The organism is Ruegeria sp. YTSA075 (genome assembly GCF_059610245.1).
Genome location: NZ_JBXWNG010000014.1, coordinates 31,357 through 56,617, shown reverse-complemented (window position 1 = coordinate 56,617; position 25,261 = coordinate 31,357). Strand labels below are relative to the sequence as shown.

The 25,261-nt window shown below is 56.7% G+C and carries 32 protein-coding genes; 23 read left to right on the top strand and 9 right to left on the bottom strand.

Going from position 1 to position 25,261, the window contains the following annotated elements; genetic code table 11:
• Nucleotides 1–24 precede the first annotated feature (24 nt).
• From AC2FGE_RS18655 to AC2FGE_RS18570, 18 genes are all read left to right on the top strand, one after another.
• Nucleotides 25–309, top strand: a complete 285-nt coding sequence (locus AC2FGE_RS18655; RefSeq protein ID WP_496820780.1) for a hypothetical protein — start codon at nt 25–27, stop codon at nt 307–309.
• Nucleotides 310–326: 17 nt separating this feature from the next.
• Entirely contained in the window at nt 327–461 is a 135-nt protein-coding gene (locus AC2FGE_RS18650; protein ID WP_496820776.1) for a hypothetical protein, read from the top strand.
• Nucleotides 462–722: 261 nt separating this feature from the next.
• On the top strand, nt 723–944 hold the full coding sequence (locus tag AC2FGE_RS18645; RefSeq protein ID WP_496820775.1) for a hypothetical protein: 222 nt from the start codon (nt 723–725) through the stop codon (nt 942–944).
• A complete protein-coding gene (locus AC2FGE_RS18640) occupies nt 941–1,180 on the top strand; it encodes a hypothetical protein (RefSeq protein ID WP_496820774.1) in 240 nt (79 codons plus the stop codon). Before AC2FGE_RS18645 ends, AC2FGE_RS18640 begins: the two co-directional genes overlap by 4 nt.
• A complete protein-coding gene (locus tag AC2FGE_RS18635) occupies nt 1,177–1,674 on the top strand; it encodes a siphovirus Gp157 family protein (protein WP_496820773.1) in 498 nt (165 codons plus the stop codon). Before AC2FGE_RS18640 ends, AC2FGE_RS18635 begins: the two co-directional genes overlap by 4 nt.
• A complete protein-coding gene (locus AC2FGE_RS18630) occupies nt 1,674–2,252 on the top strand; it encodes an RAD52 family DNA repair protein (protein ID WP_496820772.1) in 579 nt (192 codons plus the stop codon). The genes AC2FGE_RS18635 and AC2FGE_RS18630 overlap by 1 nt, the downstream gene beginning before the upstream one ends.
• Nucleotides 2,249–2,497 (top strand): hypothetical protein, encoded by a 249-nt coding sequence (locus tag AC2FGE_RS18625; RefSeq protein ID WP_496820771.1) that lies wholly within the window; start codon nt 2,249–2,251, stop codon nt 2,495–2,497. The genes AC2FGE_RS18630 and AC2FGE_RS18625 overlap by 4 nt, the downstream gene beginning before the upstream one ends.
• A gap of 12 nt (nt 2,498–2,509) precedes the next feature.
• Complete coding sequence (locus AC2FGE_RS18620) at nt 2,510–2,767, top strand: hypothetical protein (RefSeq protein WP_496820770.1); 258 nt, start codon at nt 2,510–2,512, stop codon at nt 2,765–2,767.
• A 372-nt stretch (nt 2,768–3,139) separates the two neighbouring features.
• Nucleotides 3,140–3,478, top strand: coding sequence for a hypothetical protein (locus AC2FGE_RS18615; protein WP_496820769.1), 339 nt, complete (start codon nt 3,140–3,142; stop codon nt 3,476–3,478).
• On the top strand, nt 3,475–3,786 hold the full coding sequence (locus AC2FGE_RS18610; RefSeq protein WP_496820768.1) for a nuclease domain-containing protein: 312 nt from the start codon (nt 3,475–3,477) through the stop codon (nt 3,784–3,786). The genes AC2FGE_RS18615 and AC2FGE_RS18610 overlap by 4 nt, the downstream gene beginning before the upstream one ends.
• A complete protein-coding gene (locus AC2FGE_RS18605; RefSeq protein WP_496820767.1) occupies nt 3,786–4,061 on the top strand; it encodes a hypothetical protein in 276 nt (91 codons plus the stop codon). Before AC2FGE_RS18610 ends, AC2FGE_RS18605 begins: the two co-directional genes overlap by 1 nt.
• Complete coding sequence (locus AC2FGE_RS18600; RefSeq protein WP_496820766.1) at nt 4,061–4,276, top strand: hypothetical protein; 216 nt, start codon at nt 4,061–4,063, stop codon at nt 4,274–4,276. The genes AC2FGE_RS18605 and AC2FGE_RS18600 overlap by 1 nt, the downstream gene beginning before the upstream one ends.
• Complete coding sequence (locus AC2FGE_RS18595; RefSeq protein ID WP_496820765.1) at nt 4,269–4,550, top strand: hypothetical protein; 282 nt, start codon at nt 4,269–4,271, stop codon at nt 4,548–4,550. Before AC2FGE_RS18600 ends, AC2FGE_RS18595 begins: the two co-directional genes overlap by 8 nt.
• Nucleotides 4,543–5,463 (top strand): Lar family restriction alleviation protein, encoded by a 921-nt coding sequence (locus AC2FGE_RS18590; RefSeq protein WP_496820764.1) that lies wholly within the window; start codon nt 4,543–4,545, stop codon nt 5,461–5,463. Before AC2FGE_RS18595 ends, AC2FGE_RS18590 begins: the two co-directional genes overlap by 8 nt.
• Complete coding sequence (locus AC2FGE_RS18585) at nt 5,460–5,798, top strand: hypothetical protein (RefSeq protein WP_496820763.1); 339 nt, start codon at nt 5,460–5,462, stop codon at nt 5,796–5,798. The genes AC2FGE_RS18590 and AC2FGE_RS18585 overlap by 4 nt, the downstream gene beginning before the upstream one ends.
• 279 nt (nt 5,799–6,077) lie before the next feature.
• A complete protein-coding gene (locus AC2FGE_RS18580; RefSeq protein ID WP_496820762.1) occupies nt 6,078–6,506 on the top strand; it encodes a hypothetical protein in 429 nt (142 codons plus the stop codon).
• Nucleotides 6,507–7,004: 498 nt separating this feature from the next.
• Nucleotides 7,005–7,322, top strand: coding sequence for a hypothetical protein (locus AC2FGE_RS18575; protein ID WP_496820761.1), 318 nt, complete (start codon nt 7,005–7,007; stop codon nt 7,320–7,322).
• Nucleotides 7,323–7,487: 165 nt separating this feature from the next.
• Nucleotides 7,488–8,495 (top strand): tyrosine-type recombinase/integrase, encoded by a 1,008-nt coding sequence (locus tag AC2FGE_RS18570; protein WP_496820760.1) that lies wholly within the window; start codon nt 7,488–7,490, stop codon nt 8,493–8,495.
• 116 nt (nt 8,496–8,611) lie between these two features.
• On the opposite strand, the gene AC2FGE_RS18565 is transcribed toward AC2FGE_RS18570, so the two are convergent.
• The 5 genes from AC2FGE_RS18565 to AC2FGE_RS18545 form a co-directional block, all read right to left on the bottom strand.
• Complete coding sequence (locus tag AC2FGE_RS18565; RefSeq protein WP_496820759.1) at nt 8,612–9,505, bottom strand: hypothetical protein; 894 nt, start codon at nt 9,503–9,505, stop codon at nt 8,612–8,614.
• Between the two features lie 4 nt (nt 9,506–9,509).
• Nucleotides 9,510–10,235 carry a class I SAM-dependent methyltransferase gene (locus AC2FGE_RS18560; protein WP_496820758.1) on the bottom strand — a complete coding sequence of 242 codons (726 nt, stop codon included), beginning with the start codon at nt 10,233–10,235 and terminating at the stop codon, nt 9,510–9,512.
• 7 nt (nt 10,236–10,242) lie between these two features.
• Nucleotides 10,243–11,778 carry a hypothetical protein gene (locus tag AC2FGE_RS18555; RefSeq protein ID WP_496820757.1) on the bottom strand — a complete coding sequence of 512 codons (1,536 nt, stop codon included), beginning with the start codon at nt 11,776–11,778 and terminating at the stop codon, nt 10,243–10,245.
• On the bottom strand, nt 11,762–12,739 hold the full coding sequence (locus tag AC2FGE_RS18550; RefSeq protein WP_496820755.1) for a glycosyltransferase family 2 protein: 978 nt from the start codon (nt 12,737–12,739) through the stop codon (nt 11,762–11,764). Before AC2FGE_RS18550 ends, AC2FGE_RS18555 begins: the two co-directional genes overlap by 17 nt.
• 390 nt (nt 12,740–13,129) lie before the next feature.
• The gene (locus AC2FGE_RS18545; RefSeq protein ID WP_496820754.1) at nt 13,130–14,080 is read right to left on the bottom strand and encodes a GlxA family transcriptional regulator; all 951 of its coding nucleotides are present in this window, start codon (nt 14,078–14,080) and stop codon (nt 13,130–13,132) included.
• A gap of 153 nt (nt 14,081–14,233) precedes the next feature.
• On the opposite strand from AC2FGE_RS18545, the gene AC2FGE_RS18540 reads away from it, so the two are divergent.
• The 4 genes from AC2FGE_RS18540 to AC2FGE_RS18525 all read left to right on the top strand — a co-directional run bounded on the left by AC2FGE_RS18540 (nt 14,234) and on the right by AC2FGE_RS18525 (nt 18,706).
• Nucleotides 14,234–14,944: a GntR family transcriptional regulator gene (locus tag AC2FGE_RS18540; RefSeq protein ID WP_480828197.1), complete on the top strand. Its 711-nt coding sequence runs from the start codon at nt 14,234–14,236 to the stop codon at nt 14,942–14,944.
• A 7-nt stretch (nt 14,945–14,951) separates the two neighbouring features.
• The gene (locus tag AC2FGE_RS18535) at nt 14,952–15,869 is read left to right on the top strand and encodes a dihydrodipicolinate synthase family protein (protein ID WP_496820753.1); all 918 of its coding nucleotides are present in this window, start codon (nt 14,952–14,954) and stop codon (nt 15,867–15,869) included.
• A 3-nt stretch (nt 15,870–15,872) separates the two neighbouring features.
• Nucleotides 15,873–17,369 carry an aldehyde dehydrogenase gene (locus AC2FGE_RS18530; protein ID WP_496820752.1) on the top strand — a complete coding sequence of 499 codons (1,497 nt, stop codon included), beginning with the start codon at nt 15,873–15,875 and terminating at the stop codon, nt 17,367–17,369.
• Nucleotides 17,370–17,446: 77 nt separating this feature from the next.
• Nucleotides 17,447–18,706, top strand: coding sequence for an NAD(P)/FAD-dependent oxidoreductase (locus AC2FGE_RS18525; protein WP_496820751.1), 1,260 nt, complete (start codon nt 17,447–17,449; stop codon nt 18,704–18,706).
• Between the two features lie 4 nt (nt 18,707–18,710).
• Here AC2FGE_RS18525 and AC2FGE_RS18520 read toward each other — a convergent pair whose 3' ends face one another.
• The 4 genes from AC2FGE_RS18520 to AC2FGE_RS18505 form a co-directional block, all read right to left on the bottom strand.
• Nucleotides 18,711–19,445, bottom strand: coding sequence for an SDR family NAD(P)-dependent oxidoreductase (locus AC2FGE_RS18520; RefSeq protein WP_496820750.1), 735 nt, complete (start codon nt 19,443–19,445; stop codon nt 18,711–18,713).
• Complete coding sequence (locus AC2FGE_RS18515; RefSeq protein WP_496820749.1) at nt 19,442–20,173, bottom strand: SDR family NAD(P)-dependent oxidoreductase; 732 nt, start codon at nt 20,171–20,173, stop codon at nt 19,442–19,444. The genes AC2FGE_RS18520 and AC2FGE_RS18515 overlap by 4 nt, the downstream gene beginning before the upstream one ends.
• A gap of 140 nt (nt 20,174–20,313) precedes the next feature.
• A complete protein-coding gene (locus AC2FGE_RS18510; RefSeq protein ID WP_496820748.1) occupies nt 20,314–21,855 on the bottom strand; it encodes a trimethylamine methyltransferase family protein in 1,542 nt (513 codons plus the stop codon).
• A 149-nt stretch (nt 21,856–22,004) separates the two neighbouring features.
• A complete protein-coding gene (locus AC2FGE_RS18505; protein WP_496820747.1) occupies nt 22,005–23,831 on the bottom strand; it encodes a BCCT family transporter in 1,827 nt (608 codons plus the stop codon).
• 468 nt (nt 23,832–24,299) lie between these two features.
• Here AC2FGE_RS18505 and AC2FGE_RS18500 point away from each other — a divergent pair, with 468 nt between their 5' ends.
• Nucleotides 24,300–25,205 (top strand): LysR substrate-binding domain-containing protein, encoded by a 906-nt coding sequence (locus AC2FGE_RS18500; RefSeq protein WP_496820746.1) that lies wholly within the window; start codon nt 24,300–24,302, stop codon nt 25,203–25,205.
• Nucleotides 25,206–25,261 lie beyond the last annotated feature (56 nt).

Here is a 25,261-nt window from a genome sequence, read left to right as displayed (position 1 = left end):
GGGGCGCAGCCTCAGCCACAGGCGATCAGGGCGCAGCCTCAGCCACAGGCGATCAGGGCGCAGCCTCAGCCACAGGCAATTGGGGCACAGCCTCAGCCACAGGCAATTGGGGCGCAGCCTCAGCCACAGGCTATCGGGGCGCAGCCTCAGCCACAGGCAATTGGGGCGCAGCCTCAGCCACAGGCTATCGGGGCGCAGCCTCAGCCACAGGCGATCAGGGCGCAGCCTCAGCCACAGGCGATCAGGGCGCAGCCTCAGCCACAGGCTATCGGGGCGCAGCCATGTCCTCCGGCCTCGGTGGGCGGGTAAAAGGCGAAGTCGGATGCATGATTGCAGTCTCAGAGTTTAATGACGAAGGCGAGCGTATCGCTGCTTGGGCCGGCGTCGTCGGTCAAGACGGTATCAAGCCTGACACATGGTACGAGCTTAAAGACGGCAAGCCCGTCGAGGTGTCGTCATGACCCACCTTACCAATCTCCCCGACCGGGCAACGGCCCTACCGGCCACACTCCCATCCCGGTCACAACCCGGCGCTTTTATCAGTGAAAGACGTAAAGAGTTCGCGCCAGAGGCCAACAGGCCCCAGGGGGAGGATGGCCGTCCATTCACCACGGGAGAGATTATCAAGCGGTTTGTTCTGTGCGGTTGCCTTGGCTTCGGTGCCATGAGCGCTGCCCACGTGAAATTCACACATGACATGGCTGCAAATTGGGAGCGGATCAATGACTGATTTCATACCCCCCATCACCGACATGGATGACACGCCACTAGATGACTTGGTCTGGCTGAAAGTCTGCTGGATTTACTTCGCGCTTTTGGTGGTCGTTCTGCTCGCTCTGCAAGTAGCCCAACCCATTCTGTTCTCACCCGCACACGGTGAGTACGTCGGTCCCGGAGGTGCCGTGTCTGATGCCTCTGGGGCCGATTGGGAGGGTGAGCAATGAGACACACAACACCTCAGTTTTACGCCGACCCCTTCAACAACGGACAGGCTGTAGTCGCTCGTATCCGCATGAATTTGTCGGTGGATGAAATGGGTAAGTCCGTGAACGACGCCTTTTCGGTGGGATACGTCAACCCACTGTGGAGAGCCGCTAAGCGCCGGATTTTCTACCGCAACCGTGCCGATTACGAGCGGGCAAAAGCAATCCTCGAAGAGTTGGGGGAATTGAAGCAATGAACATGCAAGCAAACCTAAACTACATCGAACAAGTCAGTGCCGTCTTGCGCGAAATGCTGGGCGAAGACTTCGACACAGAAACATTTTGGGACTCACTGGACGGCGAAACAGACGCGATGGACGTTATCGGCCATCTAATCCGTCAGCGCGTCGAAGCTAAGGCCCACGAGACAGCAGCGAAAGAAGCCGCCGACACCTACGCCAGCCGAAAGCAGCGCATGGCCGACAAACAGGTGGCCATCAGCAAGGCATTAGGGCAAATCCTGGACGCTACAGGTGAGGCAAAGGTAATGCACCCCCTAGGAACTGTTTCGCGCACTAAACCGCGCGTATCGGCCAAGGTGTTCGATGAGACCATTATCCCGTCTCAGCTAACCGTAACCACCGTCAAACCAGACCTGACAGCAATCAAGAAACAACTCGAAGCGGGTGAAACCGTGCCGGGTGCTGAACTGGTGTCTGGTGAGCCGGGCCTGACCGTAAGGGTGAAGTGATGGACTGGGAAACAGTATCAAAAGAGCTTTCTAAGCCACTGAATCCCGACGCAATCAAACCTCCCCCGCAGGGCAAGTTTGGTGAATACGTTGAGGCCCTGCATGTCATCCGCGAAGCTAACCGGATCTTCGGTTTTGATGGTTGGTCCTACGATGTTCGGTCACTCCAATTGACCAACGCAACAGCAGACGGCGGGAAGCATCGGGTTGGATACCTATCTACCGTCAACGTCGTAGTGGATGGCGTCTCGCGCACTGACGTTGGGCATGGGCAGGGCTTCGGCAAAAGTGAGGGTGATGCCCATGACAGCGCCGTTAAGGAGGCCGTCACAGACGCCCTTAAGCGAGCCCTGCGCACCTTCGGAAACACCTTTGGCCTCGCCCTTTACGAGAAGGACAAGAGCGCCCGTGAGGTGGGCTATGAGACGCCTCAGGAGGTGCTGGACGCCGTGTCGGGCGCAATGGACCTGCAAGCCCTGCAAACGGTCTGGACGGCAAACGCTCAGTGGCAAAAGGCCCCCGATTTTCAGCAGGCAAAAGACAAACGCAAAGCAGAACTAATGAAGGAGGCGGCATGACCCGTTACGACCTTATTTCACCCCGGCCCCGCAAGGACGGCAAGACGCACTGGCAAAAGGTGGGTGCAGCGTTCCCGCGCGACAAGGGCGGGTTTTCACTGGTCTTCGATGCCCTGCCCCTGCCAGACGCGGAGGGACGCGTGACGGTGCTTATGACCGAACCAAAACCCCGCGACAACCAACAGGGCGGGTATAGCAGCCCGCCTGCGAGTGGTGGCGTCGATGACTCAGAAATACCGTTTTAGGAGGCAGCAACGATGCAGCACCCCATTCGCGCCCTCGAAATCGTCACGTACCAGCGTTCTGAGCAGTCAGAAATAGGCCCGGCTTGGATAGCTAGGTTCTCCCCCGATAAGGGCTGGCCAATCCTGTTTCAGGGCGCGTCTGAGGATGAAGTTATCGGCAAGGCAGAAGCCTTTAGGGCCGAAGCGATTGAGAAGCACGAAGCGGCTTACATCAAGCGGCAAGAGGCATTGGTGAAGGCGCGGGCAGCCAGAAAAGCGACCACCTCATGACCGACCCCCTCTCCGCCCGCATAGCAGCACAGAAGTCTACAGCAGAACTGTATGCCCTGCGCAGTTGGGCGAAGAGGGAAGAGCGTTGGAACGATGAATACGAGAAGCAGTACCTGGCCAAGAAAGACGAGCTAACAGCGAGGTGGAGATAATGGCATTTGACGTATGGGTTGAGCTGGTTTGCGCGAATTGCAGCAGAACCGCCTGTGGCCAGCACACCTACGGCCCTATTCCCCGTCGCGACATGTGGCGACACGCAAAGAAACTCGGTTGGCTCAAAGGCGGGCCGGGCAACGAGGAATTGTTTTGCTGTCAGTTCTGCAAGGACGCCTACGACAACAGCCCAGATTTTCGACATTGAGCGGTGAACTCATGACTTTCGCAATCCAAGGCCCAATCACAGCAGAGCGCGCACAACTCGCCACCGAATGGCTGGTTGAGAATGCGCCTCACATTGCCCGCCTCAAGGGTGAGCGGGACCGTGCGGAATACATGGTGAAGCGCGCCGAGGGCTTGGCCTTTGAGTTGGCCGAGGGAAGCGCAGAGGCCCGCAGGCAACACGCCAAGACAACCCCCCAGTACATGGAAGCCGTGGACAACCACATAGCGGCGATTGTGGCCCATGAAACGGCTCTTGGCACCCGGAAGGCGGCAGAGACGCTCATAGACGTCTGGAGAAGCTTAAACAGCAACCTGAGGGGTGCGCCATGACCGCCCACTTCAAAACACCCACGTTCAAGTCTCAGAAATGGCGCGAAAGTGCAAGAGGTCAGAACTGTACCCTGCGCCTTAACTGTTGCAACGGAAACCCTGAGACAACCGTACTCGCCCACCTGCGCATGTTTGGCTGGGGCGCTATGGCGAGCAAGCCGCATGACTTCCTGGCTGTGTACGCCTGCTCCAGTTGCCACGACGCGCTAGACCGCCGCGTTACAGATGCTGAGTGGGGCTATGACGACATTCTCAGGGCCTTGGGTGAGACGCTTTCCATTCACTACGCAGAGGGGCGGATAAAGTAATGCTCAAACGCATCACCCACTGCAACGTCGAACACATGCTTGCGGTACAGGCAGCAATCCTCAATCCCGACAACTGCTTTTCCATGGCCACATGGGGTTACTGCATATCGGGCTGGGCCACGCGGTTATTCGGCAATGCCGACGCTCTGGGCCTGTCTGATGAGGTGGCGGAAAGCCTGTTTATCGACCAGCCCCGCGCCACCCGTGAGCAGGCAGCAGCCGCGATTGACAACGTAATTCAAACAGGGAGCCCGAGATGGGCGCAGGTGATGTGATGGACAAGTTTCCTGACGAAACCAGAGGGCCATTTGAGGTGGGTCACACATTGAGCGGAAAGCCCGCAGTCTACGGTGTGGGCAAGAAACGCTTCACCCCCTTTGGCACCGAATACGAAGCTCCGCTTTGTACTGTCGATACGGATAGCGATGCTCATCTCATTTGCTCCGCACTCAACTTCTATCGAAACCATGGGGGCAATCCCAATGACTAACATCACCCGAGACGAAGTAGAGCGACTGGCCGAAAGCAATTTCAGCAAGAACACCATCGGAATTGAACGGCTAACTGCTGAAACACTCCGCGCCCTCTTAGCCCGCGTGGAGGAGTTGAGTGTGGTTCTTAACCGCTTGGAAAAAGAGACTTCGGGGATGCTGGGTGCGTTTGAACACGAACTTCGGCCCGTTATCGGAAACACAAACTTCTCCTGCCTCATGGAGAAAACAGAAAAGGCCCGCGAAGCCCTCAAGGAGACCAGCAATGACTGAGCAGCTAAAGCCTTGCCCGTTCTGCGGGGGTGAAGCCGATTACGATCATGACCACACAGTTGAAGAGAACCATGCTTGCGGTTGTCGCAAATGCGGCGTTTGGTTCGATGGATTCAATTGTGATGACGAAGTGGTCAAATGGAACACCCGCCCCACACCCCCTGCGGTGGATAGAGAAGCGATTGCGCGCCTTGTCTCGGAATATCGTAAAGAGCATTTCAACAATGACGAGGGTGTTTTTCCGATAGACCTTGAGCTAGTCGACGCCATTCTCGAAGCCATAGCCCCCGCGCCTGTGCCCCCCGCTGCGGTGACGGTGAAGCCGCTGGAATGGGTTCCGACAACCATTAAGGGCGAACACTTGCGCGACACAGCGCGGGACATGGACGGGCAATTGCGTTATGAAGTCGGAGTTGTTCCCGACAATTATTATTGCCTTATTCGGCTGCCAAATATGGGCGGTTTGGAAAGCACCCCGTGCAATTCCGTAGATGAAGCCAAGCGCGCCGCGCAAGCGCATCACACGGCCCGCATCCTATCCACCCTCACCCCCGTTACACAAAGCGGGGAACAGCCGTACCCCTACACCCACCACGGCCCAACGGTACACGGGGATAAGCTGACCGATTTCCTCGTCTCAGAGCAGATGATGCGTGAAGACGGAACGCACCCAGATCAGCAAGGGGAACAGCCGGGACAGGGTGTGCGGGAGGCGGCGCAGATGCTGCTCGACTATATGCCCAACTATGCGATGGAACGAGCAGCGCTTGAGAGCCGCGCAAGAGACGATGAGGGGCAGTTTGAAAGCCTTTCCGACCTCTTAGATTTCAGTGGGCAAAACAAATCCTACACCGTGATCCGTGAGGCTCTTGCCGCTGCCCTCCGCGCCCTCACAGAGGAGAGCCAGGCATGAACATCGAAGCACTGAAAGAACTGTCGGAGAAGGTTGAAGCGGGTAGTGTTGGCAAGTTTGACATCCAAAAGGTGTTACTCTTGCGCGATAGCTGGGGCCGTGACCATCACGGAACTTGGGCTGAGAAAGCATATAACGGTTCCCTAGACGCCGCCAAGGCACTTCACGACGCTGTATTGCCGGGGTGGTTCGCGTCGTGCGGGACTTGGGGGGCATGTGTCAGCAATCCTGAAACACACGTCTCCGATTACTCAGCTTGCGACGGAGAGGGAATTGATTACGCCCGCGCATGGCTACTCGCAATCCTGCGCGCACTGAGCAAAGGGGGTGAGTGATGCAGATTTACGTGCCGTCCTTTGTTCGTTGGCAATGCAGTAATTGTGGTGCGATTTACAACATTGGATTTGAACCCACAGGCTATCACGGTTTTCAATGCCGTTGTTGCAACGCGTGGGTTTGGGAGCGGACATCATGACCCAGACAGAACCACAGACAGACGCAAAGTCATTCAAATGCAGCGAGTGCCGCAGGAGATTTGGGTGGGCGCATCTAGCTCCCGGTTGGATGGGCTGGGGTGTGATGGTCTGCAACTCTTGCCAGTGGTGGAGCAGCTAATGACTAAAACAGACGCACCAGGGCAGATTTGGGTTAGTGAAAATCACGCCAAGCAGGAATTTGGGGTGCTGACAATTGGCGACGAGGTGTTTTTTGACACTGAATTCGATGGGTCAGAAAGCTTAGTCCAATACATCCGCAAGGACATAGCCGACGCCGAAAACGCCTCTCTTCGCGCCCAATTGGCAGCGGCGCGCGAGGTGAAGCCTATGAGGTGGAAAGGCCTCAACAGCGGGGCCTATGAAATCGTCATAACACCAGAGCGCGTGGCGAGTCTCTATTTCTACGGAAATCGGGATGAAGACGGTAAACCGGAACGCCTGTTAAGCGAAAATCTTAGCCTGCTGAGCCTCGAAGGTCTCAAGAACGTAGCGGAGTCACACCGCAATATCCGCATCCGCGCAGCCCTAGTAGAGGGGGAGGGGTAGATGTGCGATTGTCAATCATACAACTTGCCGGAAAGCACGGGATCAATTCCTGAGGTAATATTGGATCACGCGAAGTACTTCCCAGACACTGAGCGAGCGACGATTTGCGTGGATGCATGTATTGCCGATGTGATCGAGGGGTTATGGAAAGCCGGTATACGAACGCGCGGTTGCTGCTGCGGTCACAACCAGCGACCCCCGAGCGTCATACTCGCAGACCAAAAACACTTTATCGCCGCGTCCTATCTTCTGATGAAGGACGGTCGACCATGGCGTGTGTATGTTGATCTGCCCGACTTGCGAAAATTTGCGGATAAGTGGCCATGAGCGTTTTGGATTTCATTGGAACCCAAAGAGATCACCGCAGGTTATTAAATTGCCCTGATTGTGGATCAGCAACCTTCAAGGTCGTTAAGCATGGCGCATCAGAGATGCCGAAAGTCGAGTGTTCAAATTGCGAATGCACGTTGGTCTCACTTACGGTTCAGGAGGCCCCGCATGACTGACACCCTAGTAGAGCGGTTGCGGGCTGGTGTTATCGAACACGCTCGCCGGTGGAGCGGGGACACGCACTCCGACCTAGGCGGAAGCGCGGACTATGAAGCCAACGACGCCCTAATGGACGAAGCCGCCAACGCCCTAGAGGCCGCACAGGCGAGGATAGCGGAGCTTCTGGATGCGATGGCCGTCCTGAGTAAGCACACTGTCAAACTTGAGGAACTGCTTAAAGACGCAATTGAGGATAAAACTGAATTTGAGACGGAGTGGAACAAAGCCGCCCGCAAGGCACTGGAGGGGATAAATGACACTACCTAACTGGGCGGTTCAACCTCTGGACATCAAGGGCGCTGCGGTCGCGTTAGGGGTCTCCGAACGCACCCTATTTGACGCACTCAAGGTCCACCCGCATTATGAGCTGCGGGGCCGAAAGAAGGTTTTTTACCCAGAGCATATTTCACAGCTTAGAAGGGACATGAACGAATGCGCCTCCAAGTCAAATGGAAAAACGGATGGGCCTATGTCCACGGGACCGGTCCAGACGGAAGGCGCATCCGACAATCTCTCAAAACTCGTGATCCTCGCAGAGCGGAAGAAAAGCGGGCGCAGGTAGAAGCCCGGCTCTGGCGCGTTGGGCTATATGGCCCCGGTGAAGTCGTCACCTTTGATGAGTGCGCCGTTGCCTATGCTGAAGATGGAGGCGACCCCCGGTTTCTTGTAAAGATTACTGAGAAGCTTAAGGGAATGCGCCTCAAGGAAATAACTCCAAGAGACATACGGAAAGCAGCAAAAGAAGCTTATCTGGGTTGCTCAAACGCCACCATGAATCGACAAGGCATCACGCCAGCAAAAGCAGTCATTAACTACGGACATGCTCAAGGATGGTGTGCGCCGATTAAGGTAGAAGGATTCCCAGTTAAACGCACCCAGAGGAAAGCTGTGGGGCGCGACTACCTGGAAAAGCTAAAGCCCCATCTACCGGCCCGCACCTATGCCCTGATGCTGTTTCTGTATCAGACCGGGCGGCGGGTTGGTGACGCCGTTGAGATGCGCCCCGATTGGGTGGATCTGGAAGCGATGCGAATATTCATTCCAGAAACCAAAAACGGGGAACCTGCTACAGTTATCATAACATCAGAGTTGGCTAAATTGATTGCTGAACTTAAGCCCCGACATGGCAGGGTGTTTGGGTATGTTCACCGCAGTAGCATCTACAACACTCTGCGCCGCGCTTGTGACGAAAAGCACGCCAATGTCGAATACCTCGGAACCCATCAGCCGGGCCGTCACAGTTTCGCGACGAGCCTGTCAGAGGCTGGTTGGGGCAGTAAGGCCATTGCCGAAGCCGGGGGGTGGAAATCTACCCGCTTGGTAGCCGAAACCTACGAACATCCGGTAGATGCACAGGCTAAGGCGGCAAGGCATTTTGGCAAGAAATTGGCAAAGCCGAAACGGACACCAGAGCAAAAAGACGATAAAACAGGAACTTAGATAGATGTGACCACCTCCTTGGTAAGGGAGAGGTCGAGAGTTCAATTCTCTCCAGCAGCACCATCCCGCTGCACGGTAATTCAAAAGTATCGAATGGGGTGTCCAAATACCCATTTCTAACGCCGAAACACCGCGCCCCCGATCCCAAAGCACACAACATCTCCGGCTACCGTAATAAGTCGAAAAACAGCAGCGGCGATTAACGCCGACCCAGGCGTCGTTACGCTGGTTAGGAAGGCTACGAACGCGGCCTCGCGAGGACCCAGACCGCCTGGCGCGCCAGGTGTTGCATAGCCGATCAGCCAAGAAACAACGCCTGCGAACATCGCAAAACCTATTGGCACATGGTCGATCGTGCTCAGGATCCAGGCGGCAATGCCGCTAAGACCCAGAAGGAAGACAATCGCCAAAGACATGATAGTCAGCAAAGCAGGGAGGGTGAGCTCCTGTTTGATGGCGAGAAAGCCGCAAGTCAAGGCCAGCACAACAATGGCTGACATCACCAGAACAAGCCAAACAGGGTTGATGGAATCGAAAGGCAGGATGCCAGATGGCACGAACCAAACGCCAACCGCCAGGATCGTCAAAGCAGCAACGGGCAGGCAAATCAGTTCAACCAACGTCGCCATGGCCAGCTGTTTGTCGCTCAACGCCCCACCGCGCAGTAAGACGGCGCGCCCCAAAAGGTGGACAACATTGCCGGGAACGTAGCGCGCGATTTGAGACAGGGTGAACGACCGATAAGTCCGGCGGCGCGGCTCGGAGCCGAACAGTTGTACGATGCGGTGCCACATCTCTGCCAGCATCAACAGCAAGGCTGAATAGATAGCAACCATCGCCATGCAGCGCATAAAGAACCCCTCGGGTGCATCGAAGCTCGTCAGCGCCTCCCAATTGCGCGCAACTTCCCGGCTGATGAAAATGACGGACAGCGCCAAGATCAGCAGGCCAAGCCCTCGCGCCAGCCTTCGGCGCAGCACCTCGTTCTTAAGCAGATGCGTGATCGGCATCCGCCTAGCCCGCCGGTTTGGCGCGCAGGATCGAGGTCTGATCCGGGTAAGGCAGGGTTGGAACCAACCCGCGCAGCCTCGTTTCTGACAACTCGCACTCATCGATCAATTTGCGGTAGCGCGCACGATGTGAATTGTCGAACACGATGATCCCATCCGGTGCCAGCTTGGGGATTGCATGTTTCAGGCAAGCCGGGCGGGCGCGGCCATCCACGACGATCAGATCAAATAGGCCATCTTCCTCATCTATTGCGTTGGCATAGGCAGTGAAATTTGCCTGGGGGCCACTGGCCTTTTCTGAGAAATACACGGCATCGGCGGGTACATCACTGCTTGCCTCAACCAGCTTGACCTGGGTTGAACACAAACCTCCGATCGTCGGCAGTTTGGCAGTGACGGCCTTGTGCCAAGGCACGTCATGTTCGACGCTGGTCACAGAGGCGGCTCGGCGTGCCAGCCAGACGGTACTGGCACCAGAACCGTATTCGAAAACGCGTACGGGGCGCGAAGACAAGAACGCATCCACTTGCTCGATTGCGTCATAAGTCCACCATGGCACGTCAAGGCCGACCATCGCGTCGATGTCGTAGATAGCGAACAGGCTGGACATCCAATGCCAGCCACGCCCTTTGTCGCGACGCCGCTCCAGAAATCCTGCGAGTCCCGTTGCTCGGGCCAGCGCAGCCAAGATGCGCAACAGGCTGACATAGATGGATTTGATCAGACGCATCCCAAACTTATCCCTTCAACTCGGTCGGTGCCCGACAGATCATGGGCATCTGATCAAACGGCAACCCTGCGCGTTCAGCCAAACCGGTGCAGTAGCTGTCGCTCCAGGGTGCGAAGAAGCTGCCCTCAGCCTCCCGAAACATAGCCGTGTATTGAAACGCGGCCATGGCTGTGGCTGTCGTTCCAATCAGCGCCCCTGCGGTGACCAGTCGCTTAAAGCGACCCGACCGTTGATCATTCGAAAAACCCGCCAAAACGCGGGATATCCCCAGAAAGCTCAGGAATGCAATCAGTGGCCACAGATCAAAGCGGTATCGCAGCGTGATTGTCCCATAAGACAGCGTCACCAAAGCCCCAATCAACAATCCGGCCGCCAGCACCAGATGCTCTGCGCGCCTGACCTGCGTCAAACCGATGGCTGCGAACCCGACCCAAATCAACCAAAGCCACAAAAGCCCGTAACGTGGCCCTTCGACCCTGATATAACCCAGACGATCTTCGGTCGCCCGTTTGAATAGGTTGTACATCGACATCGACGGCCGGTGCGTCAGTTCCAGAGCAGGCAGGTCAAGCACATACAATCCTGTATTTGGCGGAATACGCTGAACATTAAATCGGCCATGTTCGGTAAAGGCCCGTGCACGCGGGGAATCTTGAGGCTCTATCCCCCAGAAGACCGTGCCATATTGAGTTTCGCTTGCCTCGAACGAGCCATGGACCTCAGCGGCCCCGCCGAACCTGAGCGTGTTCAAACCCAGATAGAGCAGCCCCCCTGCCCCCAGGATTGCACCTGCGAGCAACGCGGGTAGCAGCATTTTCACACCGTGTTTAATCACGCACCAACCGCATAGGGCGGTTAGTGCCAGATACAGTCCGATCGCCAGATTTGGGCGGGCATGTACCGTGATAGCGGCACACAAAGCCAATACCGAAAACGCCAGCAGGGGATGCAGTTTGTCTTGACCAAAGCGCACCCAAACCGCAACAAAGGCACCCGCCGCGCCATATGCCAGCGCGATAGGTTCGTGATAGAGTGATTGATTGACGACAAGTAGGGTCGCAGGCCCGCAAACCCACAAAGCCGCTGCAAAAAAGACTGCCCAACCTTGCGCGCCCCTTTGCATCTGTGTCGCGGTTTGAGCAATCAGGTCTTTCAGTGCTAACTGATAGCCTAGGGTTCCAAGTACGGTCCAAAACCAGATCGCAAACCCTGTCATCGAAGCCGTTTCAAACGGCCAAACCCAGCCCAGCAAAAAGCGCAGCAGTAAGGGTCCTGTACCATGATAGAGATAGCCTTCAGCGTCGGGTGTATAGTGCCCTTCGAACCGCAGAAGCCGGGGCGGTAAATCGAAATGCCCGTTCAGGATGGCGTGATAGTAACCATCGTAGATTGCGCCCCCAAAAAACGGATCAGGGTAAAGGCCCGGCGCAAGCCAGCACAAAACCGCAAGGTAGGCTGATCCGATAAGGGCAACAGCCGCAAACGGTCTGCTCGCCCAAAATGCCACAAATCCCGATTGCGAAGCGTTATGCACGATCTGCATGCTCCGCCCTTTGTTCCAACTCGCGAACCCGGCGCAAGGTCGCCTCAAGCAAGCGCCGGTTGGTAGCAATCGTTTCCGACAGGATTGCGATGATGATCGTAAAATAACCCATCACCACAAACGCACCGCCCAGGACAAGCGACTGAACTTTACCGTCGCCATCCCCCATCAGATAGAAAAAGACGAACCGCGCGATCGGAATGATCCCGATCAGCAGCAGCACCAGCCCGATTGTGGCAAAGGCCTTGAGCGGGCGGTACATGACATAGCTGCGCAAGATGGTCCCCATCTGGCGCGAAATGAAGGACCGCATGGATTTGAACAGACGCGAAGGTCGTTCGACCTGATTGACCTCGACCGGCACCGTCACAACGCTCAGGCCAGTTTGTCCGGCATGGATAAGTGTTTCGGTTGTATAGCTGAACTTTGTCATGACGTTGATATGCAACGCCGCATCACGCGAATAAGCGCGAAACCCTGAAACGGCATCGTTGACCTCAAGCCCCGCAAAGCCCGAAACAACGCGGCTGCCAACCCGTTGCAATATTCGCTTAACGGGCGAGAACGATTGGTTTTGGCCAGGCTTCCGATCTCCAACGACCACGTCAGCCTTCCCGGCCAGAATGGGTGCAATCAGATCGGGGATGGATGCGCCGGAATATTGGTTGTCACCATCTGTGTTAACGATGATGTCCGCCCCCTGAGCCAAGGCATTGTCGATCCCGATCTGAAACGAACGGGCAAGCCCTTTGTTGCCGCGGTTACGCACGACGTGCTCAACTCCAAGTTCTTTTGCAATCTCGCTGGTGCGATCCGTTGATCCGTCATCAATCACCTGGAGCTCGACCTTGCCCACACCGGGGATGTCGCGCGGGATGTCGCGAATAACGGCAGGTAAGGTTTCTTCTTCGTTCAGACACGGGATCTGAACCACAAGCTTAGGAAGCGCCTTTAGCGTCATTTGTTCACTCTACCTGCCCGACACGACATTCTGCGATCGCTTGGCGAGTGTTGTCTATTTTCTCTGAGTTGTCACCATCAGCCCGAGAAGCCGAAACCCAACTGCGACCTGATTGCACTGCTCATGACACAAAGACCCTAGCCAAGTCTGCGCAGTACAGGCTACGTTAACAAAGAGGGCAACAAATTAATCATTGTGTCACAATCACGCCCAAAACTGTCATGATATTGTAATAGTTCTGCCAGTTTCGCTGTGTAGTTCAGCCTTATCCGATCGATCAGTTTACTAGTCAGATTTTAACGAGGGGGTTCATGGTCGGCCAAGGGGGTGGGCATATTGCGTCCCCATTTTTGCGACCATTATGCTCACCCCACCGCATCGCGGTGACGACTAATCCAATTTGTTTCTCTGAGAATGCGGTGTCACACCAAAGCTTGACCTGTACACGCGCGAGAAATGGCCCGGATTTTCAAATCCGCAGGCAAACGCGACCTCGGTGATCGAGGCTTCGGTCTGCAATAGCAGCTTCTGTGCACGCTCCAGTCGCATCTCCATCAAATACTTCTTGGGGGAGCTATTCAGGTATTTGCCGAACAAACGCTCCAGCTGACGAGTTGAGATTCCCAGCCTCTCCGCAATCTCAGACGGCGACACTGGCGTTTCGATACTGTCGCGCATGATCTCGATAGACTTGGCTAAATGGGCGTTGCGCATGCCATTGCGCGATTGCAGCGAAACGCGTTGCTTCGCGGTCGCATTGCGCACCGCATTGTAAACCATCTGATCTGCCACCGCGACGGCCAGTTCGGCACCATGGTCACGTTCGATCAGATGCAGCAGCAGATCAGCGGTCGCGGTCCCCCCCGAAGCGGTGATATGCTTCTCATCCGCAACAAAAACACTGCGCACCAAATTGACCTCGGGAAAGGCCTCCATAAACGCATCGTGATATTCCCAGTGAATCGCGGCTTGCATCCCGTCCAGAAACCCCGCCTTGGCCAACACCCAAGCGCCCGAACACAAAGCGCCAATGGGTGTGCCCTGCGCACGTTCGCGCCTAAGTGTTGCCAGCAAAGACCGCGTGACGTGATTGCGCATGTGAATACCTGACAAAACAAACAGTTGGTCAGTTTTGGGTAGGTCCTCCAGACCGCCATGAACCAACGTGACCAGCCCATTTGAACAGACCGCGCGCTCGCCGTCTTCGGAAATCATAGACCAATCATACAGCTGCTCTTCACTGACCCAATTCGCGATGCGCAGCGGCTCCACCGCGCATGAAAACGCGAGGTGGGAAAACTCCTCGACCAAAATAAAGGTAATATGCCGCGTCTGGCGCATTGGGGCTTCCACTCGAAAGGCCGATTCCGGCCGGATTTGTCACCGATGGTTCATGCTGCATTATTTTTTACTGTATACAAGTTGTATTTTTTACGCATACACATCTGAGGTGTGAAGTCCCTGATTCGAATACTTCTAAATCACGGAGGTCAGATGAAAGACGATCCCAAATCTCGCAAAACCGAGTTGATGGAGCATTTGAAAGTCTCGATCCTGACATTGCGCCTACAGCCCGGCACGGACCTGGATGAGGCGCTTCTGTCCGATGAATTTGGCCTGTCCAGAACCCCTTTGCGCGAAGTATTCAGGCAATTGGGGGGCGAAGGCTATCTAGAGCTGCGCACCAATCGCAGCGCGCGGGTGTCCGAGATGTCCTATACCACCTTGCGCGACTTCTTTCTGGCCGCCCCCATGATTTATGGCGCGGTGTTGCGATTGGCGGCCAGCAATGCAACGCCTGCCCAAATCGAAGACCTGAAAACGGCACAGCTGGCCTTCAAATCAGCCCTACGCACTGGTTCGGCAGCGGATCGCGCACTCGCCAACAATCGTTTTCATGAATTGACCGGAGAGATGTCGGGGAACGTCTACCTGCTGCCGTCCTTCAACAGGCTGTTGATTGATCACGCCCGGATCGGGATGACGTTCTATAGGCCACAAACCGCAAAAATGTCCGAAAACCTATCGGAAGCCAGCACCCAGCATGACGCCATCATCGCCGCCATCGAGGCAGGCGATGAGGCGGCTGCTGCGCAGCTGGCCGACGAGCACTGGAACCTATCCCGCGATCAGATCGAACTGTTCGTGATGCCAGACGCATTGGATGTGCCATTGGGCCTGTCCCCGCTTTCGAAACCCGCATGAGGACCGAATGAACCCGATTTTCAAGTTTGAGGGGATTTATACCCCGGTGGTCACACCCTATCACGACGATGGCAGTGTGAATTGGGACGCGCTGGCGCAAGTGATCGAATACCTGATCGAACATGGCGTACATGGCCTGATCTCAGGCGGTTCGACTGGCGAAAACTATGCGCAAACCGTTGAAGAACGGTTGGAGCTTGCGCGGTTTACGCATGACCGACTGAAAGGTCGTGTGCCGCTGGTCGTTGGGACCGGTGCGATGCTGACGCCGGACTCAATAGCTTTGGCGACGGGTGCGCGCGAAATCGGCGCTGATGCTATTTTGTTGGCCAGCCCTCCCTACTCGGTGCCCACAGATCGTGAAAATGCGCTCAATGCTCTGGCCATCGACAAGGCCGCTGACTTGCCGGTGATGCTGTACAACTATCCCCATCGGACCGGCACGATGATGGGCGAAGAGTTTCTGGACCGCGTTGGGCGCAGTCGGAATTTTTGCGGCATCAAAGAAAGCTCAGGCGATATCAACCGGGTGCATCTGCTGGCGCGGGATTACCCGCATGTTCAGCTGGGTTGCGGCATGGATGATCAGGCGCTGGAATTCTTCGCCTGGGGCGCACCCTTCTGGGTCTGCGGCGGGTCTAACTTTCTGCCTGCGGAACATGTTGCGCTGTATCAAGCCTGCGTGATCGAGGGCAACTTTGCCAAGGGCCGCCGGATCATGTCGGCCATGATGCCGCTGATGCGGGTGCTGGAACAGGGCGGCAAGTTCATCCAAACTATCAAACACGGCGTCACCATGAACGGGATCGACGCAGGTGTGATGCGGCCTCCGCTGAAGGGCCTGAACAAAGACGACAAACGCGCGCTGGAACAGGTGACGCGGGTATTGAAAAAGAAAATCGCAGATATTGTGGCGGAGGGTTAAGGCATGGAACTGCTGACACTGGACGAATACAAATCCATCGCTGCAGGTCTGACCCTGCCCACCGGAGCCTTCATTGATGGTGCGTTTCGGCCCTCAATCTCGGGCAATATGTTTGAGACGGCAAACCCGGCAACCGGCGACAAGCTGACCGATATCGCCGCCTGCGGTGCGGCGGATGTGGACTTTGCCGTCGAAAAGGCGCGTGAGGCATTTGATGATGGGCGCTGGTCGAAGCTACACCCGTCCGACCGCAAGGATGTGCTGATCCGGCTCTGCAAACTGATGACCCGCCATGCGCGGGAACTGGCGGTGCTGGAAAGCATCGACAGCGGCAAGACCATCTTTGACTGCGAAACCGTGGACGTGCCCGAGACAATCCATTGCCTGAAATGGCATGCCGAGGCGATTGACAAGATCTACGATCAGGTCTCGCCAGCCAGCGACGATCACATCGCAATGGTGGTGCGGGAACCGATTGGCGTTGTGGGGCTGGTGCTGCCTTGGAACTTCCCCTTGCTGATGCTGGCGTGGAAGATCGGACCCGCTTTGGCGGCAGGCTGTTCGGTAGTGGTGAAACCAGCAACTGAAACAACGCTGACGGCCCTGCGACTGGCCGAACTGGCGATGGAAGCGGGTCTTCCGCGCGGCGTTCTGAACATCGTTCCAGGAGGTGGCGCAGAGGTCGGAGAACCCATCGGGCGGCACATGGATATCGACATGGTCTCCTTCACCGGCTCGACCGTGACGGGCAAACGGTTCCTGACCTATTCGGCCGAAAGCAACGCCAAAGAGGTGGTGCTTGAGATGGGTGGCAAGAACCCCGCGATCGTGATGGACGACGCCGAAAACCTCGACCGCGTGGCGGCCCATGTGGTGAACGGCGCGTTCTGGAACATGGGCGAAAACTGCTCGGCCTCGTCCCGTCTGATCGTGCACAAGGACGTGAAAGCGGAACTGCTGGAACGCATCGCGCATCATGCCAAACAGTGGAATACTGGCGACCCGCTGGACCCGGAAACCCGCATGGGGGCGTTGGTCAGCGAAGGGCACTACACCAAGGTTTGCGGGTATCTGGATCAGGCCGAGAATGTGGTGATCGGTGGCAAGGCTGCAGATGGCTTTGTCGAGGCCACAGTGGTCGAGGTTGCCGGAAACGATGCCACCCTGGTGCGCGAAGAAATCTTTGGTCCCATCCTGTCCGTGATCGAAGTGTCCGGCTTTGACGAAGCCATCAAGATCGCCAACGACACCGACTATGGCCTTTGCGCCTCTATCTTCACGGCCAACGCCAAACGCGCCATTCGCGGCGCACGAGCAATCCGTGCGGGTACGGTTACCGTGAACAGTTTTGGCGAAGGTGACATCTCGACCCCGTTTGGCGGTTACAAACAGTCGGGCTTTGGTGGGCGTGACAACTCGGTCCATGCGCATGATCAGTACACCCAACTAAAGACCATCTGGATTGATCTGGCGGATGATGCGGACGAGGCCGTGGATTGACTCGGTTCCAGGCCAAACGGCTCCCTCGGCAAACAGGCCCAGCAGGATGGAACGCTATTCTACCCCCTCGGACAGCTTTGCCAGCGCTCAGCGAGGGCCTGAGCGCCGATGTCACCATTGTTGGTGGCGGCTTCGCGGGTCTCAGCGCTGCACGGCGCCTGCATCAGATCGACCCGTCACTCAGGATTGTCCTGCTTGAGGCTGGCCTGTTTGCCGAAGGCTCCGCTGGGCGCAATTCGGGGTTCATGATCGACCTGCCGCATGATCTGGCTTCGGATAACTATGCCGGCGATGCGCTGGAATCGGATCGCGCGGCCATTGCGCTGAACCGCAAAGCCATCGCCTTTGCGACCCATGTCGCCACTGAATGCGATCTGCCGCAGGAAGCCTTTGATCCATGTGGCAAGTTCAATGCAGCCGCAACACCCGCCGGTGACGCCCATAACCTGGAGTTCGCCGCGCACCTAAAAAAGCTGGGCGAGCCGCATACGCTGTATGACCGCCATCAGATCAGCGAGATCACCGGCAGCCCTCATTACACCTCAGCGCTCTATGCACCTGGAACCGTGATGATCCAGCCCGCAGCTTATGTGCGCGCTTTGGGCGAGCGGATGTCGGAACAGGTGCGGATGTTCGAACGCACTCCGGTCACTGCGTTCGAGAAGCAAGGCAACGGGTGGCTTGTTCAGACGCCCAAGGCAAAAGTCGCCACCGGCAGCATCATTCTGGCGAATAATGGCCATCTCGAAAGCTTCGGATTCTACGCGCGGCGCCTGATGCATATCTGTCTTTATGCATCGCTGACCGAACCTATGACACCTGAACAGATCAAAACGCTTGGCGGGCAGTCGCGCTGGTCTGTGACCCCTGCCAATCCCATGGGTACATCAGTCAGGCGCATCTCTGGTAGCTCTGGCGACCGTATTCTGATCCGCACCTGCTCCAGCTTTCATCCCGACCTTGCGACATCTGAGGCGCGGCTACGCAAGGCTGGCCAGGTGCATGATCGCAAGTTCCGCGAACGGTTCCCTCAACTGCCCGATCTGCAGATGGAGCATCGTTGGGCCGGGATGTTGTGCCTCAGCCGGAACGGATCCGCTGCGTTTGGAGAGATTGAAAGCGGCATCTATTCGGCCTGCTGTCAGAACGGGCTGGGCATCGCACGCGGGACGTTGCAGGGCATGGGCGTGGCGGAACTCATTCTTCAGGGCCAATCCGAAATCGCCGATCATTTCACCGCACAGCCCATGCCCACACGCCTACCGCCAGAACCCTTTGCGTCTATTGGCGCAAACAGCTACCTGAAGTGGAAAGAGTGGCGCTCTGGCAAAGAGTAACCCGTCAAGGCAGGCTCAGCTTGGCCATACGCCCCCCGTCCACTGTGTATACCTGCCCGGTAACAAAAGACGCATCGTCTGACGCCAGAAACGCAACCAAGGCCGCAACCTCTTCGGGCTGGCCTGTGCGACCGACCGGATGAATACCGCCTATGTTGCTACGAAACGCATTCGGGTCAGGCATCGAGTCAATATAGTCCAGATTCAGATCGGTATCGATCCAACCCGGCGCTATTGCGTTGCATCGAATGCCGTCGGCCCCGTGATCGACGGCCACCGCGCGGGTCAAACCATGCAACCCTGCCTTTGATGCACAATAGGCGGCATGGCCCGGGTTGCTGCCCAGCCCCTCAATCGATCCGATATTCACAATCGAGCCTTGTGTTTTGCGCAGATGCGGCAGCGCGGCTTTGATCAACATGAAAGGTGCCGTCAGATTGACAGTCAGCGTGCGCTGCCAGTCATGCAAGCTCATCTCTTCAACCGACGCCTCTTGCATCATGCCTGCATTATTGACCAGAACGTCCAGACGCCCGGCCTTGGCGATGACCGCGTCAATCACGCGCTGCGGCGTATCAGGATCGATAAAATCCGCGGTGATCCCTTCGAAATCAGCATCCGTCCCGCGTTGTACTGTAAAAACGCGCGCGCCTTCTTGTTGCAGCCGTATCGCGACAGCGCGGCCAATCCCGCTGCGACCGCCTGTAACCAGCGCAGTTTTACCTTCAAATCGCATCATGTAACAGGCTTGCCTCCGTTCACTTCGACCAACGTGCCGCACACATAACGTGACGCATCCGAGACGAGGAACATGACAACATCGGCAATGTCTTCGGGCTCGGCAATCCGACCCAGTGGTACGGTTTGCCCCAGTTCAGTGATCGCCGTAACCGGATCAAACCCGCGTTTTTCAAAGCCCGAACGCAGCATGGGCGTATTCACTTCATTCGGACAAACCGCATTGATGCGAATGCCCTGATGCGCGTGATCCATCCCCATGCATTGGGTCAGGGAGGCGATCGCCGCCTTAGTCATGCAATAGACCGCATGGTTAGGCCCCGGTCGCAAACCCCAGCAAGAGGCCGTGTTGACGATAGCTCCGCCCCCTGCTTTGGCCAGGATCGGGATCGCGGCGCGGCAGATGCGAAACGGGGCCTCGACATTCACGCCCAGCGACAAAGACCAATCATTGTTTGACGTCTCGGTCACCGAGCCGCGCGTGATGACACCGGCATTGTTTATGACGATGTCCAAACCACCTAAGGCCGAGGCGGCGGCATTTGGCAGATCGTCCACATAGTCAGGGGCCAAAAGATCCCCCGGCAGATGTGCCTCGGCATCGATCCCATCCACGTTGCGATCTGCCACGGCAACACGTGCGCCCGCGCCGCGCAAACGCTGCACCAAGGCCGTGCCGATCCCACCTGCCGCACCGGTTACAAGGGCCGATTTTCCACTTAGTTCCATATTTTCATCCAATGCATCGGGCCGAGTTCAACCTTTGGCCTTTCCGGTCTTTGACAGTGTCTGCAAGCCTCAGATCTACCTCCAGGACCTGATCGAAAAAAGGCCCGCCAATATGCGGCGGGCCAGGTCGGGGAGTTTACTTAATAACTCTGATTCAGCTCATCCGCTGCCGGGATCTCTCGCTCGCGCCGTGCGATGTAATCCAACAACTCTTCATTCTTGGCGATATCGAGTGTTGGTTCCTGATACTCGGCCAGCAACTTGCGCGCGTGATTCAAGGCACGTTCGGTAACCTCAACCTCGCCTTCGGCCACCCATTGTTCGATCGAGTTGTTGTCAAACATCTCAGGCATGAAGAAAGCCGTCTGGAAATTGTCCTGCGTGTGCGGATGACCCAGATAATGTCCCCCTGGACCAACATCGGGAACCGCAGCCAATGCTTCGTCGAAATCGCCCCATTTTGGCCCTTCCGCCATGCGATAAGCCATCGCACATTGTTCCGCATCGACAATGAATTTGGCGACTGAGCAGTGCATCCCGGCCTCGTTCCACCCTGCACTGTGCCAGATGTAGTTGGCCCCGGCATGCATAACCGCCCCTAGCGTCGTGGCCGATTCATAGCCAGCCTGCGCATCAAAGGTCTTGGCCCCGCCCAGCGTGTTCGAGGTGCGCCAAGGTACCGCGTAATATCGCGCCATCTGGCCGATCATGAAGTTCATCAGGCTAATCTCTGGCGTGCCCGCCATCGGCGCGCCGGATTTCATCGAAACCGTCGACAGGTAATGACCATAGATCGCGGGAGCCCCTTTGCGGATCACCTGCGTATAGGCCAGCGCGCTCAGTGCTTCGGCATTCAACTGCGCGACGGTGGCGGGAACGGAAGCTGGCGTGTTGGCCCCACCCAACACGAACGGAGAGCATAGTACGGGCTGATTGCGGCGGCAGAACGCACGCATCGCCCCCAGCATGGTTTCATCCCAAACCAATGGTGAGTTGCCGTTACAATTGCCGGTGGTGACAGGGTGATCCTCAAGGAAGTCCTCACCAAACAGGATCGCGCACATCTCCATGACATCCTCCGCGTTCTTGGGGCTGGTCGTCATGCCCATGAACGTCTTGTCCGAGTGTTTCATCGACGAATAGGTGATGCGCAGATGCCGCTGGCTGATCGGATGATCATAAGGCTCTACGATGTGATGGGCCGACGAATGCAGTGCGGGCATCATGTGGCTGAGTTTGTGAAACATCGCCAGATCGTCCAGCATGGGGTTTCTGCGCACATCGTCCAGATCGCGCAGGAAAGGTGCGCCGGTCATCGGCACAAAGATTGAATGCTTCCCCCCCAACCGCACGTTCTTTTTTGGATCGCGCGCGTGATATGTGAAGTCCGATGGGATCGTCGTGATCAATTCGCGCACCAGGCCGCGATCAAGATAGACCAACTCACCCTCGACCTTGGCCCCTGCCCGCTTCCAGTCCTCCAACGCTATTGGGTCGCGGAACTGCACGCCGACGTTTTCGAGGATGTCCATCGAGGCATTGTCGATGCGTTCAACCTGGCTTCCGTCCATCACCTCGCACAGCGGGATGCCACGGGTCAGACCCGGCAGCATCTCAAAATTTGGAGCGGTACGCATGGCGCGGCGGGCCGAACGTCCACCCGCGCGTGTTGTTGTACGCATGTTCACGGGGCAATCCTCCTTCTTCCTGCTTACTTTGGCGGGGTCGACCGGGGATTACCTCTCTGATTGCGATATGTGATTGCAGGAAGCGACACGAAAAACGCCGCCCAAAGGGGCGGCGCTCTGGTTTTGCATATCAGGCTTTAAGCTTATTCAGCGGCCTGCGCGCTTGCGGCTTCACGTTTGTCGCGTTGTCCGTCACGGAACAGCGCCTTGGCCAGCGAGATGCACATCAGCCCCATCACCATGGTGAATGGAAGTGCACCGATGATCATTGCATTACGCAAAGCATCCATCGGATTGTTGTCGCCTGCGGCCAGGATCAGCGCACCGATTACGGCCGTCAGGATAACACCCCAGATGATACGATGCTTGATCCCGGTTTCCTGGCTGCCACCCGACATGATGGTGTTCATCACCAGAATGCCCGAGTCCGCCGAGGTTACCAGGAACGTCATGATCAGGATCACGCACATGACGTTCAGCATGGATAGCAGCCCACCATCGATCATGTAAGACAGCGTCACGAACAGCTTGTTGGTGTTCGATGCGCCGATGATCGCGCCTTCCGCTGCACCTGCCAGTTCCAGATCAATCGCTGTGCCGCCCAGAACAGTCATCCATGCAAAGCACACCAGCGCCGGTGCGAAGACACAACCCAAGATGAACTCACGCACCGAACGGCCCTTGGAGATACGCGCCAGGAACAGGCCCACGAAGGGCGAGAACGCAATCCACCAGGCCCAGTAGAACGTGGTCCAACCCGATTGCCAGCCGAACTGACGGCCCTGTTCACCAGCGGCATAGACGGCAGACAGAGTGTCGGCATCCAGCTCGGCGGCTGCACCTGTCAGACCATCCTTGAAACCATCAAAGCTGCCCCAGGCATTGGTCGCACCAGCCATCAGATCACCTGCCAACGGTTTCGCCGCTTCCGGCAGACCAGCGGCAAAGGCATCCGCGGACATCGGACTATAGGCGCCAAAGCTAAGTGACAGGAAGTGAATGATGTAGTCCACCATCGCTGTGCCATAGGTTGTCATCGCAAAGACGAATGAACCAAACACTACGAATGTCCCCAGCAGGATGATCGACAGAACCAGATTGAGGTTCGACAGGTACTTAACCCCGCGCCCGACACCAGACACAGCTGAGATGATCGACAGGCTCATGATAACCAGCAGACCCGATATCAGACCAACTTTGCTGGGCGCTGGAACATCTCCGCTCAGGTCCATAATCCACTGCATACCCGTGATGGCGTACAAACCATCGATGAACTGGCTGACCCCGAAACCAATGGTCACCGAGACGCCCAGGATGGTTGCCACGACGCCCAGAACGTCAACGACATGCCCCAGAAAGCCGTTCATCAAACGACCAAACAAAGGGGTCAGTGCGGCGCGGATCGTCAACGGCATGTTGCGCGTATAGGCGTAGTATGCCAGCGACAGACCCGTCACCACGTAAATGGCCCAGGCATGGAAACCATAATGAAGGTAGGTAAAGCGATAAGCCGACTGCAGCGCTTCGGGGCTGTTACCCTCGACCGCGCCCGAGACAACAACTGGGTTCGATCCCCACAGGCCCAGCGGTTCAGCCGTGGCAAAAACCATCAGCCCGACACCCAAACCGGCCCCAAACATCATCGAGAACCAGGAGAAATTTGAGAACTCGGGCTTCTCACCCGGCGTACCCATGACCCGCTTACCGGTTGAAGGGATAATGGCGACGATCGCCAGAAAGAAGAAGAACAGACCAACAATAATCACATAAAAACTATTGAAGCTTTCCAGCAAGCGACCGTTCCAGCTGCCCAAAGTGCTGTTGGCATTCGCAGGCCAAACCAGCGCCCACAGCACAAGGGCCACCATGATGCCCTTACTGATCAGCGCAATCGGTACGCTGTAATTTTCATAGAAACCGGCATCTGCCGTTTCTATCTCAAGATCCGTGAATGGTTCAGGTACCGACATATCTCTCCTCCGTGTTGTCGATGCGAGGGGGGCGGAGAGCTGCCGCAGATGCGATGCCCTCTCATTATTCTTGATGTTATCGTTTGCTTACTGCTTCCAAAGCCGTGTGTTCAGACGCGCATACAATTCTTGTTTTCCTTGAATTTGCCCACCAGGCCCGACTGCCCATTGATTCGCAATTGCGACAATTCAGACCCGCATGTTGCAGGTCCTTGGTGGAGCGGCCCACAGTTTCGGCAGGTGAATTTTTGCATTTCCTGCCGATCGTGATCCAAGTTCATCTGTCTGCCTAAAGCGCCCCTTGCCAAATTGTCGCACCAAAACCGACCTTTTAGAAGGTGTAGACGACCCATGGATCGCGGCTCTGGTAATTTGCAGCATTGTCCATGCATCAATTGCTTTCTTTCAATGGCAAAAATTTTCATAGTCACGCGAACAAGACTAATCCGTAATCAGCCAGGTCCCGCAATGTCCCGACGCCACTATAAACTGCCGCCCCTGACCACCCTTGCGGCGTTCGAGGCCGCGGCGCGCCACCTCAGCTTCAAAAACGCCGCCGAGGAGCTTTCGGTAACGCCCGGAGCCGTCAGCCACCAGATCAAAGCGCTCGAAGGGTATCTGGAGGCACCGCTGTTTCAGCGCAAACACCGCAGCGTCGATCTGACCGACGATGGCAAAGCCCTGTACCAGGCGCTGTCGACCTCATTCGCCCGTATCTCAAAGACCCTGTCTACCATACGGGATCGCTCACTTGGCGGAAAAGTGACCGTGGGCTCGACCACTGCCGTTGCAGCCCTTTGGCTGTCCCCATCGGTGATCCGATTCTGGCGGGACGCGCCCGAGATCAGCGTCGACCAGATCTCGCAAGACAGGCCCTTTCGGGATCGCCCTGACCTGGATTTCTTTATCCGCTACGGGCGCGACGGAGACCCCAGCCTGGACCACACCTCACTGTATCGTGACAACCTGATCCCGGTCGGCAGCCCGGAATTGGCCGAGCGCCTGAACCGAACAGGGTTAAAGGATATTGCAGCCCAACGCCTGATACATCTCGATTCCGAAGACAACAGCTGGACCACATGGCCAGATTGGTTCCGCGAACTGGGCTACGAGGAACGGCTGACATCCGAGGCGAGGGTCAATAGCTATTCGGTGGCTTTGCAACTGGCCCGCAAGGGGGCAGGTCTGGTTTTGGGGTGGCAGCGGTTGATTCAACCCATGTTGCAGTCAGGCAAACTGGTTCCCATCGGTTCGCATTACTTGACTGCCCCAAATCAGTTTTATCTTGTCGGGCGGCCAGATGATGAGCTGTCCGACAACGCCCGCGCGCTCAAAGATTGGATCATTCAAGAGGTGCGCGAAGGAACGGTTTAATTCAACTCAACCTGTGATGAGGTTTTCTGATATTGAGGAAACCCCATTCTCTCCGC

Bases quoted from the DNA above. Each gene is read 5' to 3' on its own strand.
- AC2FGE_RS18650 (WP_496820776.1), top strand. From the start codon at position 327: ATGATTGCAGTCTCAGAGTTTAATGACGAAGGCGAGCGTATCGCTGCT.
- AC2FGE_RS18645 (WP_496820775.1), top strand. From the start codon at position 723: ATGACTGATTTCATACCCCCCATCACCGACATGGATGACACGCCACTA.
- AC2FGE_RS18640 (WP_496820774.1), top strand. From the start codon at position 941: ATGAGACACACAACACCTCAGTTTTACGCCGACCCCTTCAACAACGGA.
- AC2FGE_RS18635 (WP_496820773.1), top strand. From the start codon at position 1,177: ATGAACATGCAAGCAAACCTAAACTACATCGAACAAGTCAGTGCCGTC.
- AC2FGE_RS18630 (WP_496820772.1), top strand. From the start codon at position 1,674: ATGGACTGGGAAACAGTATCAAAAGAGCTTTCTAAGCCACTGAATCCC.
- AC2FGE_RS18625 (WP_496820771.1), top strand. From the start codon at position 2,249: ATGACCCGTTACGACCTTATTTCACCCCGGCCCCGCAAGGACGGCAAG.
- AC2FGE_RS18620 (WP_496820770.1), top strand. From the start codon at position 2,510: ATGCAGCACCCCATTCGCGCCCTCGAAATCGTCACGTACCAGCGTTCT.
- AC2FGE_RS18615 (WP_496820769.1), top strand. From the start codon at position 3,140: ATGACTTTCGCAATCCAAGGCCCAATCACAGCAGAGCGCGCACAACTC.
- AC2FGE_RS18610 (WP_496820768.1), top strand. From the start codon at position 3,475: ATGACCGCCCACTTCAAAACACCCACGTTCAAGTCTCAGAAATGGCGC.
- AC2FGE_RS18605 (WP_496820767.1), top strand. From the start codon at position 3,786: ATGCTCAAACGCATCACCCACTGCAACGTCGAACACATGCTTGCGGTA.
- AC2FGE_RS18600 (WP_496820766.1), top strand. From the start codon at position 4,061: ATGGACAAGTTTCCTGACGAAACCAGAGGGCCATTTGAGGTGGGTCAC.
- AC2FGE_RS18595 (WP_496820765.1), top strand. From the start codon at position 4,269: ATGACTAACATCACCCGAGACGAAGTAGAGCGACTGGCCGAAAGCAAT.
- AC2FGE_RS18590 (WP_496820764.1), top strand. From the start codon at position 4,543: ATGACTGAGCAGCTAAAGCCTTGCCCGTTCTGCGGGGGTGAAGCCGAT.
- AC2FGE_RS18585 (WP_496820763.1), top strand. From the start codon at position 5,460: ATGAACATCGAAGCACTGAAAGAACTGTCGGAGAAGGTTGAAGCGGGT.
- AC2FGE_RS18580 (WP_496820762.1), top strand. From the start codon at position 6,078: ATGACTAAAACAGACGCACCAGGGCAGATTTGGGTTAGTGAAAATCAC.
- AC2FGE_RS18575 (WP_496820761.1), top strand. From the start codon at position 7,005: ATGACTGACACCCTAGTAGAGCGGTTGCGGGCTGGTGTTATCGAACAC.
- AC2FGE_RS18570 (WP_496820760.1), top strand. From the start codon at position 7,488: ATGCGCCTCCAAGTCAAATGGAAAAACGGATGGGCCTATGTCCACGGG.
- AC2FGE_RS18565 (WP_496820759.1), bottom strand. From the start codon at position 9,505: ATGCCGATCACGCATCTGCTTAAGAACGAGGTGCTGCGCCGAAGGCTG.
- AC2FGE_RS18560 (WP_496820758.1), bottom strand. From the start codon at position 10,235: ATGCGTCTGATCAAATCCATCTATGTCAGCCTGTTGCGCATCTTGGCT.
- AC2FGE_RS18555 (WP_496820757.1), bottom strand. From the start codon at position 11,778: ATGCAGATCGTGCATAACGCTTCGCAATCGGGATTTGTGGCATTTTGG.
- AC2FGE_RS18550 (WP_496820755.1), bottom strand. From the start codon at position 12,739: ATGACGCTAAAGGCGCTTCCTAAGCTTGTGGTTCAGATCCCGTGTCTG.
- AC2FGE_RS18545 (WP_496820754.1), bottom strand. From the start codon at position 14,080: ATGCGCCAGACGCGGCATATTACCTTTATTTTGGTCGAGGAGTTTTCC.
- AC2FGE_RS18540 (WP_480828197.1), top strand. From the start codon at position 14,234: ATGAAAGACGATCCCAAATCTCGCAAAACCGAGTTGATGGAGCATTTG.
- AC2FGE_RS18535 (WP_496820753.1), top strand. From the start codon at position 14,952: ATGAACCCGATTTTCAAGTTTGAGGGGATTTATACCCCGGTGGTCACA.
- AC2FGE_RS18530 (WP_496820752.1), top strand. From the start codon at position 15,873: ATGGAACTGCTGACACTGGACGAATACAAATCCATCGCTGCAGGTCTG.
- AC2FGE_RS18520 (WP_496820750.1), bottom strand. From the start codon at position 19,445: ATGATGCGATTTGAAGGTAAAACTGCGCTGGTTACAGGCGGTCGCAGC.
- AC2FGE_RS18515 (WP_496820749.1), bottom strand. From the start codon at position 20,173: ATGGAACTAAGTGGAAAATCGGCCCTTGTAACCGGTGCGGCAGGTGGG.
- AC2FGE_RS18510 (WP_496820748.1), bottom strand. From the start codon at position 21,855: ATGCGTACAACAACACGCGCGGGTGGACGTTCGGCCCGCCGCGCCATG.
- AC2FGE_RS18505 (WP_496820747.1), bottom strand. From the start codon at position 23,831: ATGTCGGTACCTGAACCATTCACGGATCTTGAGATAGAAACGGCAGAT.
- AC2FGE_RS18500 (WP_496820746.1), top strand. From the start codon at position 24,300: ATGTCCCGACGCCACTATAAACTGCCGCCCCTGACCACCCTTGCGGCG.